This window comes from Nonomuraea sp. NPDC050478, assembly GCF_044458265.1.
In the GTDB taxonomy this organism is placed as follows: Bacteria; Actinomycetota; Actinomycetes; order Streptosporangiales; family Streptosporangiaceae; genus Nonomuraea; species Nonomuraea ferruginea.
Map to the genome: position 1 here is coordinate 1 of NZ_JBITHT010000017.1, position 14,846 is coordinate 14,846.

The 14,846-nt window shown below is 67.9% G+C and carries 13 protein-coding genes; 8 read left to right on the top strand and 5 right to left on the bottom strand.

Annotated elements, in window-relative coordinates:
* Window positions 1-408: 408 nt before the first annotated feature.
* Window positions 409-768: a hypothetical protein gene (locus ACIBF7_RS44375; RefSeq protein ID WP_364445979.1), complete on the top strand. Its 360-nt coding sequence runs from the start codon at window positions 409-411 to the stop codon at window positions 766-768.
* Window positions 769-818: 50 nt separating this feature from the next.
* Here ACIBF7_RS44375 and ACIBF7_RS44380 read toward each other — a convergent pair whose 3' ends face one another.
* On the bottom strand, window positions 819-1,031 hold the full coding sequence (locus ACIBF7_RS44380; protein ID WP_364445982.1) for a DUF397 domain-containing protein: 213 nt from the start codon (window positions 1,029-1,031) through the stop codon (window positions 819-821).
* Window positions 1,022-1,855 (bottom strand): helix-turn-helix transcriptional regulator, encoded by an 834-nt coding sequence (locus tag ACIBF7_RS44385; RefSeq protein ID WP_364445985.1) that lies wholly within the window; start codon window positions 1,853-1,855, stop codon window positions 1,022-1,024. Before ACIBF7_RS44385 ends, ACIBF7_RS44380 begins: the two co-directional genes overlap by 10 nt.
* Window positions 1,856-2,103: 248 nt before the next feature.
* Between ACIBF7_RS44385 and ACIBF7_RS44390 the strand changes: the two genes are divergently transcribed.
* Window positions 2,104-2,589, top strand: a complete 486-nt coding sequence (locus ACIBF7_RS44390; RefSeq protein ID WP_397199852.1) for an ATP-binding protein — start codon at window positions 2,104-2,106, stop codon at window positions 2,587-2,589.
* A 708-nt stretch (window positions 2,590-3,297) separates the two neighbouring features.
* On the opposite strand, the gene ACIBF7_RS44395 is transcribed toward ACIBF7_RS44390, so the two are convergent.
* From ACIBF7_RS44395 to ACIBF7_RS44405, 3 genes are all read right to left on the bottom strand, one after another.
* Window positions 3,298-3,558, bottom strand: a complete 261-nt coding sequence (locus tag ACIBF7_RS44395) for a helix-turn-helix domain-containing protein (RefSeq protein WP_364445990.1) — start codon at window positions 3,556-3,558, stop codon at window positions 3,298-3,300.
* Between the two features lie 285 nt (window positions 3,559-3,843).
* Window positions 3,844-4,737, bottom strand: a complete 894-nt coding sequence (locus ACIBF7_RS44400) for a DNA methyltransferase (protein ID WP_364445992.1) — start codon at window positions 4,735-4,737, stop codon at window positions 3,844-3,846.
* Window positions 4,737-5,606 (bottom strand): hypothetical protein, encoded by an 870-nt coding sequence (locus ACIBF7_RS44405; RefSeq protein ID WP_364445995.1) that lies wholly within the window; start codon window positions 5,604-5,606, stop codon window positions 4,737-4,739. Before ACIBF7_RS44405 ends, ACIBF7_RS44400 begins: the two co-directional genes overlap by 1 nt.
* Before the next feature lie 658 nt (window positions 5,607-6,264).
* Here ACIBF7_RS44405 and ACIBF7_RS44410 point away from each other — a divergent pair.
* The 6 genes from ACIBF7_RS44410 to ACIBF7_RS44435 all read left to right on the top strand — a co-directional run bounded on the left by ACIBF7_RS44410 (window position 6,265) and on the right by ACIBF7_RS44435 (window position 14,792).
* Window positions 6,265-7,095 carry a hypothetical protein gene (locus ACIBF7_RS44410; RefSeq protein ID WP_364445998.1) on the top strand — a complete coding sequence of 277 codons (831 nt, stop codon included), beginning with the start codon at window positions 6,265-6,267 and terminating at the stop codon, window positions 7,093-7,095.
* Between the two features lie 294 nt (window positions 7,096-7,389).
* Window positions 7,390-7,797, top strand: a complete 408-nt coding sequence (locus ACIBF7_RS44415) for a pilin (protein WP_364446001.1) — start codon at window positions 7,390-7,392, stop codon at window positions 7,795-7,797.
* Between the two features lie 236 nt (window positions 7,798-8,033).
* Complete coding sequence (locus tag ACIBF7_RS44420) at window positions 8,034-9,464, top strand: hypothetical protein (protein WP_397199853.1); 1,431 nt, start codon at window positions 8,034-8,036, stop codon at window positions 9,462-9,464.
* Window positions 9,461-10,441, top strand: coding sequence for a PrgI family protein (locus ACIBF7_RS44425; protein ID WP_397199854.1), 981 nt, complete (start codon window positions 9,461-9,463; stop codon window positions 10,439-10,441). The genes ACIBF7_RS44420 and ACIBF7_RS44425 overlap by 4 nt, the downstream gene beginning before the upstream one ends.
* Complete coding sequence (locus tag ACIBF7_RS44430) at window positions 10,438-12,264, top strand: VirB4 family type IV secretion system protein (protein WP_397199855.1); 1,827 nt, start codon at window positions 10,438-10,440, stop codon at window positions 12,262-12,264. Before ACIBF7_RS44425 ends, ACIBF7_RS44430 begins: the two co-directional genes overlap by 4 nt.
* Before the next feature lie 143 nt (window positions 12,265-12,407).
* Window positions 12,408-14,792 carry a type IV secretory system conjugative DNA transfer family protein gene (locus tag ACIBF7_RS44435; protein WP_397199856.1) on the top strand — a complete coding sequence of 795 codons (2,385 nt, stop codon included), beginning with the start codon at window positions 12,408-12,410 and terminating at the stop codon, window positions 14,790-14,792.
* Window positions 14,793-14,846: the final 54 nt, after the last annotated feature.

The window sequence follows — 14,846 nt, forward strand, 5'->3', positions numbered from 1 at the left end:
AGGGCCTTCCGCCGTTTCCACAAAGTCGCAAGCCACCGACCTGCGGTTTCGCACCCGAACATGCCCTGGATCACGGATTAGCTGCGGAACGCGGGTCGAGCGCCCTACCACTCCGCACCCCATCTCACCTGGGGTTTCTCGGTTCTTGTACGCCTGGTGCGAGGCGAATACGGTCGAGTTCATGCTCGTCTGATGCTCTTCGGCACGCGTCCGGCACGCGGGTAGGCCGATAGCAACCGGCCGGTGCGCCAGGAGATCGACGGACAGCCACCGAGCGACGCTTCTCGTGAAGTATCGACCAAAGGCTGATCAAGACACATCGTCGACGACGCCGTGCTGCGGGCTCTCGACGGGCGTGAGGGTCACAGTGGCTCCCGTTCTGATCTCCTCGCCGGAACGGATGGCTGCATGTTCCCTCGCCTCGCCCTGGTTGCCGCTGCTTTCATCGTCATACTGGCTCCCTCGCCAGCCGTAGCCCAGCCCGCGGACGGCTGGCACGAACAAAACCACTGGGGCTCGGTCACCGTCTCAGCCGACCGCAAACACATCACGGTCTGCGACTTGAGCAACGACGGCCTCTCCGTCCGCGCCGAGTACGCCACCACGTACCTGCAGACTTGGACGGTCGAGGACACCAACGGCCCGCGCCCGGGCTGCGGAACCGGCTCCACCTTCTTCAGCCGGATCACCGCCTTCAAGCTGTGCCGCTTCCGCCCGTTCGAAACGTGCCTCCCCTCGGTGAGGACCTCACGATCCACACTCAGTTGACGTTGCCGGCAGTCGTGGTTCTGCGTAGTCGCTGCTCGCTTCAGGAGGCGTCAGAAGTCGAACTCGCCCTTCTTGGCACCGTCGATGAAGGCGTTCCACACGGACCGGCTGACCACGTAGGGCGGCTTTTCCGGATGTTCGGAGTCCCGGATACCTACCCACCCTCCTGCAAGGGGCGCCACCTCCAGGCAGTCGCCGCTGTCCCCAGAGCGGGTCGCCTTGCGCCAGGCGGCGTTGTCGAGCTGTTCCTTGGTCACTTCCATTGGGTGGCGATCTCCTCAATCAACTGCAGTGACGCCCGGCGTGACAGGGCATCGCCGTGCAACATCTCGTACCTGGCCTTGGTCTCCAGGACCCGATCCGCGTCCGCGGTGATCTGGCTCAACGTCACCGACTCCAGGTAGGCCATGTCGGGCATGCGTGGTCCGCTGAGAAGGATGAACGCGCCTTGCAGACCAGTGGTGAGCCACGAATCGCGGGGCAGGATCCGGACGTTGACCCGGGGGTGGTCGTCCAGGGCGAGCAGATGGGCCATCTGTTCGGCCATCACCGCCTTCGCGCCGATGGGTCGAGTCAGGACACCTTCGTCTATTACCGCCCATAGCGTAGGCCCGTTCTCTCTCTGGAGGACATCTTGCCGCTGCATCCGGTCGGCGACGTTCTGCTCGACCGCCTCCGGGGTGGTGCCGGGCTTGCCGCGGAAGATGGCCCTGGCGTACTCCGGGGTTTGCAGCATGCCCGGCACAATCAGCGGCTGCCAGGTGCGCAGCATGGCCGCCTGCTGCTCGATCTCCACCAGTTGCGCCAGCCATACCGGCCAGCGAGCCGTTTGATGGGCCGTGTCTCGCCACAGCGCCAGTAGCGAGCCGTCCGCCTGCAGCGCAGCGTCGGCATCGCGTGCGAAAGTCTCATCCGCCGGACGTTCTCCGCGTTCGACCATGCTGATTTTCGATACAGACCAGCCGAGAACTGCAGCAAGGTCCTTCTGTCGCAAACCTGCCGATATTCGGTATTCGCGCAAGGAGACGCCGAATTCTGTCCGTGGCGTCTTCAACGACGGGTCCATGTTCGTGTCTTGCGAGGTCATCGGCTTCCCTCCCGCCAGTGCACGGAAAATACACGACTTCCGTGTAGTAGCGCACGGCATACGTGCCTCCGAAGTGCTTCGGACTGTCCGCCATTTGCACTCGGGGTCTGGGATTGTCGCACCATGCCGATGACGGGCGCCGCCGAATACCCGCAGGCGGCTACACGCTTTCTCGCCACAGAACGTGCAGCCGTTCGCCTAGGAGTAATGAGGAAAATGCGGTGATACAGGAAGTTCCGCGGACCGACATGGAACACATAGGAACGATCGAGCTGACGCGTGACGATCAGGCCCCGCGTCTGGCCCGTGAGGCGGTGACCGGCTGGGTAGGCCGTTCTCATCCCGCCCGGGACACGCTGATCCTGGCCGCCTCCGAGCTCGTCACCAACGCCGTCGTACACGCCGACCACGGACACGGCCGGCACTGGCTACTGATCCATCTCGCGCGCGCGAGTGACCTCTTCCGACTCGCTGTCACCGATCCAGGGACGGCGCTATCTGCCCCGCACCACGTTCCCCTGCAGATACCTCGCCTGGATCGAAATGCCGAGCAAGGCCGCGGGCTGGCCATTGTGGCCGCCCTCTCACGCGGGCGATGGGGCAGCCATCTGCTGCTGCCGCACAGTCGCCACCGCGTTGTGTGGTGCTACCTGGACGCTCAACCCAGCGAGTCCGACATCGAGCTGCTGTATTCGGCCGCGATGTGCAACGAACCCGCATCCCCGACAACATAGCTTCGAGGAACCGCCCGCCCCAAGCGATTCGCAGCCGTCCCCCGGCTTCGCCACCACCGGGCCTGGGCGAAATGCGGAACACGGCGAGTGGCTCGAGGTTGGCCGCGGATGCTTCCTGCGGCCAACCTCCCGGACCTGTCGCGCCCTTATGTCGCGGGCGGATGCATCACCGATCCACGTGCACTTTCAGTCGCTTCGCCGGTATCGGACCGAGTGGCACGCCGCTGCTCAGGCTGCACCGGTCGATGCATGGGCACCGATGGTCCCGTGAGTAGCGCAGCGGTCGCTTCAGCTGCCGCAGCAGCGGCCTCGGGATAGACGCTGGTATAGGTGTCGCGGGTGAACGCCGAGGTCCTGTGCCCGAGGAGTCTCTTGAACAATCATGATGTCCACTCCGGCCGCGAACATGGCCATGGCGGCGCCATGACGGAGGTCGTGCAGCCGGATCGGCGGCAGGCCGGTCCGGCATGCGCCGCAACGAGCTCCGGCGCCTGCCGTCGGCGTGAGCAGGCAATTCGAGCTGGTAGCCCCAGGTGCCGTGGGAACTGCTCCAGCGGCTGCCGCCCTCGCCGTGAGCCCGGCGCAGCTTTGGGCAGGTCTTGCTGATTTTCCTACCGGTGACCGGATCGGTGCACGAGCAGATCTTGAACGTGGTGCCCTTGGCGACTCGCGCCGCCTTCACCACCTTCCGTGGCGGGGCTTCGGCCATCATGGTCGTCCTTCCTGGCCTGACGGGCGGCTGTCGCCGCCCGTCGTCGTGGGGTCGAGCAGCGCCCGCAGCCCGCGCACCGGCACCGCATACCGGCCCCCGATCTTCAGCACCCGGCAGGGGAACTCGCCCGCCTTAGCCAGGCGATATGCCTTGGTGCGGCCGATGCCGAGCAGCCGTCCGGCCGCCAGCAGGCTGACCACTTCTGGCCTTTCCGTAGCTTCGGTTGCCTCGCGTTGAGTGGGGGTTGTGCCGGTCATGCGTCACCTCCATGAATGTTGATGAACGGGCCATCCGGCATGCGCTACCGGTGCGGCTGTGCTGGACGCTGCGCCACCGGCCCGGTGCCATCCGGCGCAGGGGCGGGGCGTGACCGCCGTCCCGTGACGGGCGGTCACAGCCCCCTCCCGTGGTTCCGGTGCGGGGTGGGTCGTGGCGGCGGTATGAACGCCCACCTCCATGGCCCGCGTCAAGCGAAATCCACAGGTCTAGCCCGCGCCCCAGCTCCGGACCCGCATACAGGCCGGGAACCGGGGCATCACGCGCTACTCCACCTCGCAGCCGTCCGCCAGGGCATGTCGCCGGCCAGGGCGGGGCTCGTCCAGTTTGCGGAAGACCAGCAGGTCCTCATGGGCGACGGCGTGGATAGGCAGTCCGCGCGCCCACGCCTTGCGCGCCTCATGCAGTTGGAAGAACGACGCTCGGTTCAGCAGGCGGTCGTAGCCCAGCCCGCACAGCAGGCACACGATCCGGTCCGCGAACACCAGACCCACGTCCTCCGCCACCTGGTGGACGTGGCCAGGCAGATCGACCAGCTCGCCGCGCGCCCGATACGGCCGCACAGTGATCGCCGCCACCCCACCAGGTCGAAGGAGCTCCGTACAGCCGGCCAGGATGCGACGGAACCCCTCCAGCAATGCCGGGAGCTGCTGATGGGCGAGGTTGCCGCGGTCGGTCGAGTAGTGATGGTTCCACTTGCGCACGCCCGGCTCGCCGGTGTCGCGGGTCGAGCGGATGTGCCCGTGCGTGGCCACTCCGTACGGCGGCGAGGTCAGCACCAGCGCCGCTTGCCCGGCGAGGTCAGGCAGCAGGCTGGTGATATTGCGGGCGTCTCCGGACACCACCCGCCCGACGCCGGACGCCCCCTGTTTCTGCGCGAAGCCGAGGTTCGCGACGGCCAGGCGTGCCCACATCTCCTCGTACTCCACGCCTGCGGCGTTCCTGCCCAGGTGAGCGGCTTCGACCAGGGTGGTGCCGATGCCGCACATCGGATCGACCACCAGTTCGCCTGGCTGGGTGTAGGAGGCGATCACACGAGCGGCGATGGAGGGGAGCATCTTGCCCGGATGCTGCATCGACTCCGGCACGTACCGGCCGCGTCGCTGTACGCGCGATTGCCGCTGCCCCGTCGCCCACACCGACGTTGTCACCCCCGCCATCAGCGCTCACTCCCTACCTGGACGACGCCGCCGGTAGCGATCGCTCCGGCACCGTCTACAGGCGGCGCTTGCGGATCACGAGGCTCCGAATACCCTCTTGGCCGGGTGAACAGCAACACATCCGAGTGCACGCGGGCGCTGGCGGGCAACCCAGCGCACGCTGGAGGTTCTTCCAGCTCGGCCAGGCCCCGGCGCAAGAGACCCGGGTCGATGCGCTCGCCGCGAGCGGGATGGCGCAGGGCGACGATGTGCTGCAGATACACCAGCCCCGCCTCTCGGGCCTGGACGATCAGCTTCGGCAACGGGTCGACTACGCCGCCTCGCCGGTGCAGGCCGGCTACCACGGCCAAGTGGCCGCCCGGCTTCAAGAGCCTCGCTGCCGCTGCGACGCCATACGCCTTAGCCGCACCATGCGAGCTTGGTCGCTCGCAGGTCTGCTCCACCACGGTCAGCCCTGCCCTGCCGACAAGGTCGGCAAGAAGCGCCTCATCGTCGGGGTCGATGGCGCGCAGGTCGGTGACCTCGAGGTCGTGGGCGGGATGGGTACGGGCGAGCCGGGTCCAAGTCACGCCCGCGCGGGCGGCGTCGGTGAAGAGAGCCACCGGCAGGCAGCCCGCTGTCAACGCGGCTGACACCAGTTGATGATCGCTGGCGTTGAGATGGACCACGGTGTCGCCCAGCTGAGTACATGCCGCGATGAGGTGGCGGGCCAGCGGTCCGCTGACCGGATGGCAGCAGCCGATGGTGCAGGTCGGGACAGACTCGGCGTCGGCCGGTGTCAGCCACACGGTCAGCGGCAGATGCCCGGCTGTGGCCGGTGTGGAGGTCGTGGAAGTGCCGGATGAAGATGTGGTGGTGGGTTCGGTCATGTGGGTGTGGCCCGAGTACCGGGTCAGCGATCCCTGTCACTGATCCAAATACCGGCCGAGAAGCCTTCGTCGGGACAGGCCGTCAAGCAAACGTTCGGCAATGCCTACCTGCCGGTCCTCGGCGGAGACACCCTCGGAACTCGCCAACGATCCATCTCGGCAAACAGATGTTTCCGCAGCTCACAGGGTTGTCGTGCAGGTCTCGTACATGCTTCGGACAGCGTTCGCCGGCTTGGCCAACCAGCATGGGCCTACGTTGGTGAGGCGCGGACTCAGCCATGTTTGTGCAACGCGGGTTCCGCGAGCGTCCGCTCCGGCTCGGATGCCGTGGACGCAGTCCTGCGACACCGGCAACGGGATCCTCCTCGTCGAACGCTGGTCCATCCTGTTGATCGTTTTTTGACGCGAGAGTTTCCGGCAAACCCCGTTCTCGCAGGTCAGCCGCCTTTCACGTCCAGCTGCATGGGATGCGGCTTGATACCGACCGACAGCCACGGTGGCGGTGTTTTCGCAGGTCATCCACGGTTCCGACACGTGATGCAAACCATGAGGGATCTTTGACGTGTCCGCTGTCTGACCGCTTCCCGCCCGATTCTTGCCCAGGCCCTCTGGCGGCATGGCGACGTCCGAACCGAACTCTTCTTTCGGGAGCGTCGCCATGTCTCACCCTTCGACTCGCCTGTCCGCGGACATCGCCAGCCCGATCGCCAACGGCGTGCCCACGAGCGCTGACCGGCTCGCCAGTGGACTGGCGCTGGACGTGGCCGAGCACGCCTTCCACCTGCTCATGAGGGGCCTGAATCCGCTGTCGCTCGACGGCGCGTCCTTCGGGCAGGGTCTCCCTGCCCGGCCGATTCCGATGGACGAGCTCCGGATGATCCTGCTGCACCCGTCCTGCTCGCGCGCCACCCGCGACGACGTCTGGCGTCACCTCATCGACCAGGCCCGCACCCAGCGCGGTGCGTGGATGGTCGCCGCCGTCGCACTCGCTCTCCCGATGTTGCGCCGCCTCGTCACCGCCCTCACCAGCAAGGTTCATCCCGAGCAGGGCGACCGCCTGGCCCGGGCCGATCGTGAGGACCTGGAAGCCGAAGTGCTGGCCGCCTACATGGAAGCCCTCGACCGGGTGAAGCTGGCCTGGTCGCACCCCGTGCTGCGGCTGTCGCGGCTCACCCAGTTCGCCGTGATTCGTGCCTACGCGCCGCAGCGGCCCGCGCTGCTGGCCGATCCCGACCTCATTGACCGCCCCGAGGAGCGGCAGCATGCGCTCGCCTACCCGGCCGGTCACCCCGACTTGCTGCTGGGTCAGGCAGTTGAGCGAGGCGTCATCACCCAGCAGGAGGCGGAACTCATCGGCTCCACCCGGCTGGAGGGCATCTCGCTCAGCTCGTACTGCCGCCTCCACGACCTGCTCTACTGCACCGCGCTCAAGCGCCGTCAGCGCGCCGAAAACGCCCTCTACCAGGCTCTTTTCAACCGAAGCCGCTAGCAATCGCATGAGTCGAGCAGCAAAGCCCGCGCAAAATCCGCTGGCTCCGTTGTCCTAACTCGGCTGTTCGACCTGGTTTTTAGCCAGGTGAGAAGGCAGCGCGGAGGGTGCCGAGCCCGGCGGCGGGCCACTGGTCACCGGTCCCTGTCACCCGGCCCAGCCCAAACGCTTCCGCCCTTGCGAAGGAGGACGCCCACCCGGCCCTGCAGCCGGGCCCGGCACCTCCGCCCTGCCTCTTCCACAACCCGGCCCACGACGCCCACTTACTCGCTTCACCGCCTCGGGAGGCACCACATGACCCGCCCGCGCCGTACCACCTCTCCTCAAGCCCACACTCACAAGATCTGCCTCGTCGTCCTGGTCGTTCTCGGCGGTCTCGTTCTGGGCACCCTGCTCGAGTACGTCATCGTTCACGCCGTCGCCTTCGCAGACTCCACCAGCCTGATAACAGTCAACGCGGCGGCACCGCCTTCCTCGCTGGGCGCGGTGATCGACAACCTGCGTAACGTCATCGTGGGCCTGCTCGTAGCTCTCGCCACCCTCTTCCTCACCGTCGGAGGAGTTCGCTACATCCTGGCCGGCGGCGACCCAGGCGAGGTCGAAGCCGCCAAGAAGACCCTGCGCTATGCCGCTCTCGGCTACGGCATCGCGGTGCTCGCTCCCCTGCTGGTGAGCATCCTCAAGGGCATCGTCGGAGCCTGAGAATGCCGTACCGCGCAGGGCTCCGGGCGTCGAAGGGACTGCCATGGCCAACCACAGTGCTGGCCATCATCACTCTGCTGGCAGGGCTCGCCGTCACCGCACCGGCTCAGGCCGATCCGGCGCCCACACCCACGGCAGCACCGTCACCTTCTACCAGCCCGCTTCTCGTACCGCAGGTGACCGGGATAGCGCCGGCCCAGCAAACACCGCCCGCGAGTGCGCAGGAGTGCGGATGGATGGACATCGGCTGCAAGATCAATAAAGCCATGAACGGCTGGTTCACCGCTCTGGTGACCGATGCCATCAACCCGACCTTCGTCCTGGTGGGCAGCGTCCTTCTCTCCGCCCCGCCTCCCATGATGCTGGAACGTGTTAAGGAGCTGTCCGGCCACGTACGCCTGGTCGCCAACGCTCTGCTGGCCCTGATGGTGCTGGTCGGCGGCGTGGTCGTGATGGCCTACGGCAGCCTTCAGACCTCCACCACGCCTAGCGAGATCATCCCGCGCCTGGTCGTCGCGGTGATCTCATTGAACTTGTCGCTGACCATCTGCCAGCAGGCGATCGTCCTGACCAACGCCATGGTCACCGCGCTGCTCGGTGACGGAGTGAACGAGCAGCGGGCCGGGAACCTGATCGCCGCCAAGGTGGACGGCCTGATCAAGGACCCCGAGGGGACCGCGCTGTTCCTGGTGCTGCTGGTCGGCGCGGCGGCGCTGATGGGGCTGATTCTCGCCTTCATCGGGCTCATCCGCATCACGCTGCTGCTTTTCATCATCATCGCCGCACCGCTTGCGCTGCTCTGCCAGGCCCTCCCCCAGACCGAGGGCATCGCCAAGCTGTGGTGGCGGTGCTTCTTCGGCCTGCTGGCCATCCAGGTCCTGCAGGCGCTCGGCCTGATCCTGGCGTTCAAGCTCTTCCTCACCGACTCCGCCGCCGCCTACCCGCTCAAGCCCGCAGAGCCACGAGCAGGAGACGCGATGGAAGCCCTGGCGCGGCCCGCCGCGAACCAGGTCATGGACGCGCTCATCGTGATCGGCATCTTGTTCGTGCTGATCAAAATCCCCGGCTGGGTGGCCAGGTCGATCTGGCAGCAGGGCCAACCGCACATGTTGAAACGGCTGATCAAGGCCGTACTCGTCTACAAAACGTTCGGCGCCGCCCGCGCCCTCGGCCGTGCGGCCACCCGCAAGAGCGGTGCGCGCACCGCTCACCACCACACCAGGGCTTCGCGGAACGGCCGACCCAGCGGTCCCCAAGGGCACAAAAACCGCCGGCCGACGACCTCACCCAGCTCATCACCCGGAGCCGCCATGCCCAACCGCTCACCCGCCTGGCAGCAACTCCAACTTCCACATGACGCGCCAGCACCCACTCCGCCCGAACCGACACCGAAGGCGGCTGCCGCATCCGCACGGCGCGCGCGGCAAGGCACCCAACTGGCACTACCGTTCCCTGTCACCCGCGTTCCCCGTCCACCCACACCACCCAGCCCGCCCGACACGACGGCATCGCGTCCATGGATCCGGCCCCGGCCACCGTGGGTTCAGGATCGGCTTCCCGGCATGCCCACCCGCGCGCCCCGGCCAGGACAGCTCCGCCTACGGCTCGACCCGCCGCCCCGCCGTATCCCTCGCGCGGACCGCCAGCCACGAGGGGAGGGCCGATGAAGTACGAGGCCGAACCGCCTCCGCTGCTGGCGCGCATTCCCGCCGACATCGATAAGCCAGACAAGATCGCCTACGGGCTCACCTTCCGCCAGATCCTCATCGTCGCCCTCACCGGCGGTATCGCCGCCGCCGTCTATTACCTGTGCCACCAGATGCTGCCTGTGGTCATCCTGGCCGCGATCCTGCTTCCGTTCCTGGCTCTCGGGATTGCGGTCGCGCTGGGACGCCGCGATGGGCTGAGTTTGGACCGCTTCGTCCTGGCTGCCGTGTCGTTCGCCCGGACATCCAAGAGGTTGGTCGCCGCTCCTGACGGAGTAGCGGGGCCACCCCGCTGGTGCCGCCTACGAGGCAAGCTGCCCGGGCCGCTGCGGCTACCAGTGCGCGCCGTCCGAAGCGATGGCGCTCTCGAGCTCACTGATGGAGGCGTCGCCGTGCTGGTGGAGGCCAGCACCTTGTCCTTCCACCTGCGCACCACCAGCGAGCAGGCCGCCCTGGTCGGAGCGTTCGGGCGATGGCTGAACTCGCTGGAAGCGCCCGTCCAACTCCTGGCCCGCACCCGACCAGCAGACCTGTCCGACCTGACTGAGGTCCTTGAGCACCAGGCCGACGAACTGCCGCATGCCGCCCTGGCTGCAGCGGCCCGTGACCACGCCGGTTATCTGGCCGAGCTGAACAGCTCACGCGAACTGCTCACCCGGCAAGTCCTCGTCGTACTCCGCGACCATCCCGCCACAAGCCGAGGGCGCCGCTCGGTGCGGCGCGACGCCTCGGCGGCGGTCGTCTTGCGCAGGGCCGAGGAAGCCGAGCGGGCCCTGGCCGCGCTCGGTGTCACTGCCCGCGTCCTGAATGCCCAAGAGGCCGCCCAGGCACTCACCGAGTGCCTCGACTTCGGCGGCCGGCATCCGCTCGGTCGCGCCCTCCCGGACGAGCCGATCTCCGCGACAGCGCAGCACCACACCATCGGGAGGGACGCATGAAGCTCCGTCGACGTCGTAACGATCGCGCACCTGGGACTCTGCTTCACCCGGCCGCCCTCCAGATCGGTACCCGGACCGTCACCTTGCCCAACGCCGTCTCAGCATCGTTCGCCGTAACCGGTTACCCGCGAGAGGTCAGCGCGGGCTGGCTGGAACCTCTGCTCACCTATCCCGGCCACCTGGACGTGTCCCTGCATATCCAGCCGATCCCACAGCAGGTCGCGGCGATGCGCTTGCGCCGACAACTCGCTCGCCTGGAGTCGGCCAGCCGCGCCGACGCCCAGCACGGCAAGCTCGCCGACTTCGCAGCGGAGGCCGCCGCCGACGATGCCACCGATCTGGCTGACAGCCTTGCCCGTGGCCACGGGCGCCTGTTCAAGGTCGGTCTCTACCTCACCATCCACGCGCCCTCGGAGCCAGAACTGGCCGCCGAGATCGAACGAGTCCGAGCCCTCGCGTCCTCGTTGCTACTCGATGCGCAACCGGCGACCTTTCGCGCCTTGCAGGGGTGGACGACCAATCTTCCGCTCGGAGTCGACTCCTTGGGCGCGACGCGCACCTTCGACACTGCCGCGCTGGCGGCCGCCTTCCCGTTCACCTCACCCGACCTGCCGTCCGAGGTCGGAGAGACAAGCGTGCTGTACGGGCTGAGCGCCACCAGCTGCGGAGTGATCCTCTGGGACCGCTACGCGCAGGACAACCACAACTCCGTCGTGCTGGCCAGATCCGGCGCGGGCAAGAGCTTCTTCACCAAACTCGAAACGCTCCGCCTGCTCTACCAAGGGGTTGAAGTCGCCGTCGTCGACCCCGAAGACGAGTACGCCCGGCTCGCACGAGCAGTCGGCGGCACCTGCCTGCATCTCGGCGCCGCAGGAGTGCGATGGAACCCCTTCGACCTGCCCGCCAGCCAAAGCTCTCGCGACGACGTGCTGTCACGCCGGGCGATGTTCCTGCAGACCCTCATCGCCACCATGCTCGGCGACCAGCTCAGCCCGCAGGCGCGGGCGATACTCGATTCAGCGATCGTCGCCACCTACCAGGCCGCCGGAGTCACCCGAGACCCCACCACGTGGACACGGCCCGCACCCCTCCTCGCCGATCTGGTAACCGCTCTTACCAGAAGTACCAGTCCTGCGGGAGCAGAGCTTGCGGCGCAGCTCGCCCCCTACGTCTCCGGCTCCTACCGCGAGCTGTTCGACGGCCCCACCACCACCAGCCCCTCCGGGCACCTGATCGTCTTCTCGCTGCGTGATCTGCCAGAAGAGATGAAGGCGGTCGGCACGCTGCTGGCGCTGGACGCCATCTGGCGGCAGGTCGCCAATCCCCGCGATCGCCGGAAGCGCCTCGTCGTCGTGGATGAGGCCTGGCTACTGATGAAGGAACCCGAGGGCGCACGGTTCCTCTTTCGCATGGCCAAGGCCGCACGCAAGCACTGGGCAGGGCTCGCCGTCGTCACTCAGGACGCCGCGGATCTGCTCGGTTCTGAGCTGGGGCAGGCCATCGTCGCCAACGCGGCCAACCAGATCCTCCTGCGCCAGGCGCCGCAGGCCATCGGCGCCGTCGGAGACGCCTTCGACCTGACCGACGGGGAGCGCCAGTTCCTGCTCACCGCCGAACGCGGCGAGGCACTCCTGGTCGCCGGCCCTGCCAGCCGAGCCGCCTTCCACGTCATCGCCTCGCCGCAGGAAATCGAGCTGATCACCACCGACCCAGCCCAACTACACCGGCTCGACCAGCAGGGTCCTGAAGCCGCGCGACCAACCAGCTTCACAGAGATCGGCATCGCTGACCACGACGACGACGGCGAGAGCGACCCGCTATGACCGCCATCTCGTCAGCTCACCGTGATACGCCCTGCTTGCTGTGCGGCATCGACGACCAGGATGTTCAAACAGCGCTCGATTTTCTCGCCAAGCTTCCTGATCACCTGCCGGAACTCGCCCTCGCCTATGGGCCCCACCTCGCCTTGGCTCTGGCCGTCATCTGGTCCCTGACCGCCGCCGTACGCTACCTACTCGGCTGGCTCCACCACCTCAACCTGACCCCCGAGGCCCGGCTCATCGAGATCTCCAGCCCGCCCCGCAGCGACCCCGAGGGTGCCGTGGTGTTGTGGCGCCAGCTCGTCGGCCTGCTCCGACCCGCATGGAAGCGCTTGCTCACCGGACAGCCGCACCTGGTGTGGGAGTACTACGGCAGCGATGCGGGGGTGCGCATCCGGCTGTGGGTGCCCGGCGTCGTCCCGCCCGGGATCGTGGAGAAGGCGGTCCAAGCTGCATGGCCAGGCTCGACCACGAGCACAAGCCCTGCCGCCCCGCTCTTCCTCAAGGACTCCAAGGTTGCCGGCGGGCGACTCGTCCTCGCCGCTCCGGAGCACCTGCCGCTTAGGACAGACCACGACCACGATCCGGTTCGATCGTTGCTCGAGGCCATGAGCGGACTGCGCGAGGGCGAGCATGCCGTCGTCCAGATACTGGCCCGGCCCACTACCGGCCGACGGCTGCGCCACGCCTATCGCGCAGCGGCCCATCTGCGCGGAGGAGGCAGCCGCCATCACCTCGGCCGTCTCTTCGATGAGGTTCTGCCTCTGCCCACCAGCGCTCGCGACCACCGCCGCGGCGACCTCGCCCGCGACTTTCCCGAGCGCACCGAGCAGGTACGCGCGATCCTGGCCAAGGCCGGTCAGCCCAGGTATGACGTGGCCATCCGCTACGCCGTCGCCGCGCAGCCATCGGATGCCACCACCTCCCCGCAGCTGGTCCGAGGATGGCTGCGAGGCCAAGCACACGCTCTGGCCGGCGTCTTCGCGCTCTTCTCCAGCGGCCACCAGTACCTGCGCCGAGCCCGCCTGCGACGCCCCCGCCGCCTGTTCGGCTCGCGTCGCCTCGACGGCGGCTACCTGCTGTCCGTGACCGAGCTCGCCGCGCTCGCCCACCTGCCCTGGGACATGGATGCCCCCGGCATCACCCGCGCGGGAGCCCGCCCCATCGCCCCATCCCCGGCCGTACCCCGCACGACAGCCGGAGGGACGGCCCGCATCCTGGGGGACGCCGACAGCGGCCCACAGCGGCCCGTCGCGCTACCCGTGGCGGACGCCCGCCACCACACCCACGTGCTCGGCGGCACCGGCGTCGGCAAGTCCACCCTGCTGGCGAACCTCATCCTCGCTGACGCCCAGGCAGGACGAGGAGCCCTGGTCATCGACCCCAAGGGCGACCTGATCACCGACATCCTCAACCGGCTCCCCGAGCGAGCCGTCGGCAGAACCGTGGTGTTCGACCCCCAAGACGACGCGCCGCCGCCATCGATCAACATCCTCGCCGGGCACGACCCCGCCTTCGCCGTCGACTCCGTCGTCACCATCTTCCACCGCTGCTTCTCCACAGCCTGGGGACCGCGCGTGGACGACCTGCTCCGCTCCACCTGCCTCACCCTGACCAGCGTTCTCGGCCGCAAGGCGACCCTGGCCGACGTACCGAGGTTGCTCACCGACCAGGCATTCCGCGCGCAGATCACGGGCCGCCTGGACGACAGCCTGCTGGGCGGGTTCTGGGACTCCTACGAAGCCCTCACCCCAGCCGGTCAGGCCACGGTCATCGGCCCGGTGATGAACAAACTCCGCGCTGTCCTGCTACGCCCCTTCGTCCGCCAGGCACTGGCCAGTCCGGATACCACCGTGCCCATCGGCCGGCTCCTCGACCAAGGCGGGCTGGTCCTCGCGCGGCTCCCCAAGGGCATCCTCGGGGACGACGCCGCCCGGCTGTTCGGCTCCATCCTGCTCGCTCACACCTGGCAAGCCACCACCCGCCGCTCCACCCTCGCCGAAACCGCCCGGCCCGACGCCTCGCTCGTCATCGACGAGTGCCACAACTTCTTGAACCTGCCCGGCCACATCAACGATGTGCTCGCCGAAGCGCGCGGTTATCGCCTGTCCCTGGTCCTGGCCCACCAGCATCTCGACCAACTACCGGCCGACCTGCGCGAAGCTCTGTCAGCCGACGCCCGCAACAAGGTCTACTTCGCCGCCTCACCCAAAGACGCAGGCGACCTCAAGCACCACACCGCTCCCCTGATCACCCCGCACGACCTCACCCACCTCGGCGCCTACCAAGCCGCCGCCCGCCTCATCGTGGACGGCCAGCAGACTCCCGCGTTCACATTGCGCACCCGGCCCTTGCCCGCCGCCGTTGAGGGCCGCGAGGCCGAGATCCGCCAGGCGTCCCGTCAGCAGTTCGCCCGGCCCACCACCGTGCCCAAGACCCCCATACGCCGGGCTCGCCCGGCCAACGTCGAACTGGACGTGCGGCCCGGCCTCCGAGGCCAGCCCACCGCTCGTGAAGAGCAGATCGGCTAACCCCACTTACTCCGTTCGCCGCAGTGCCACTCATGCCGCCGTCATCCAGGAGGA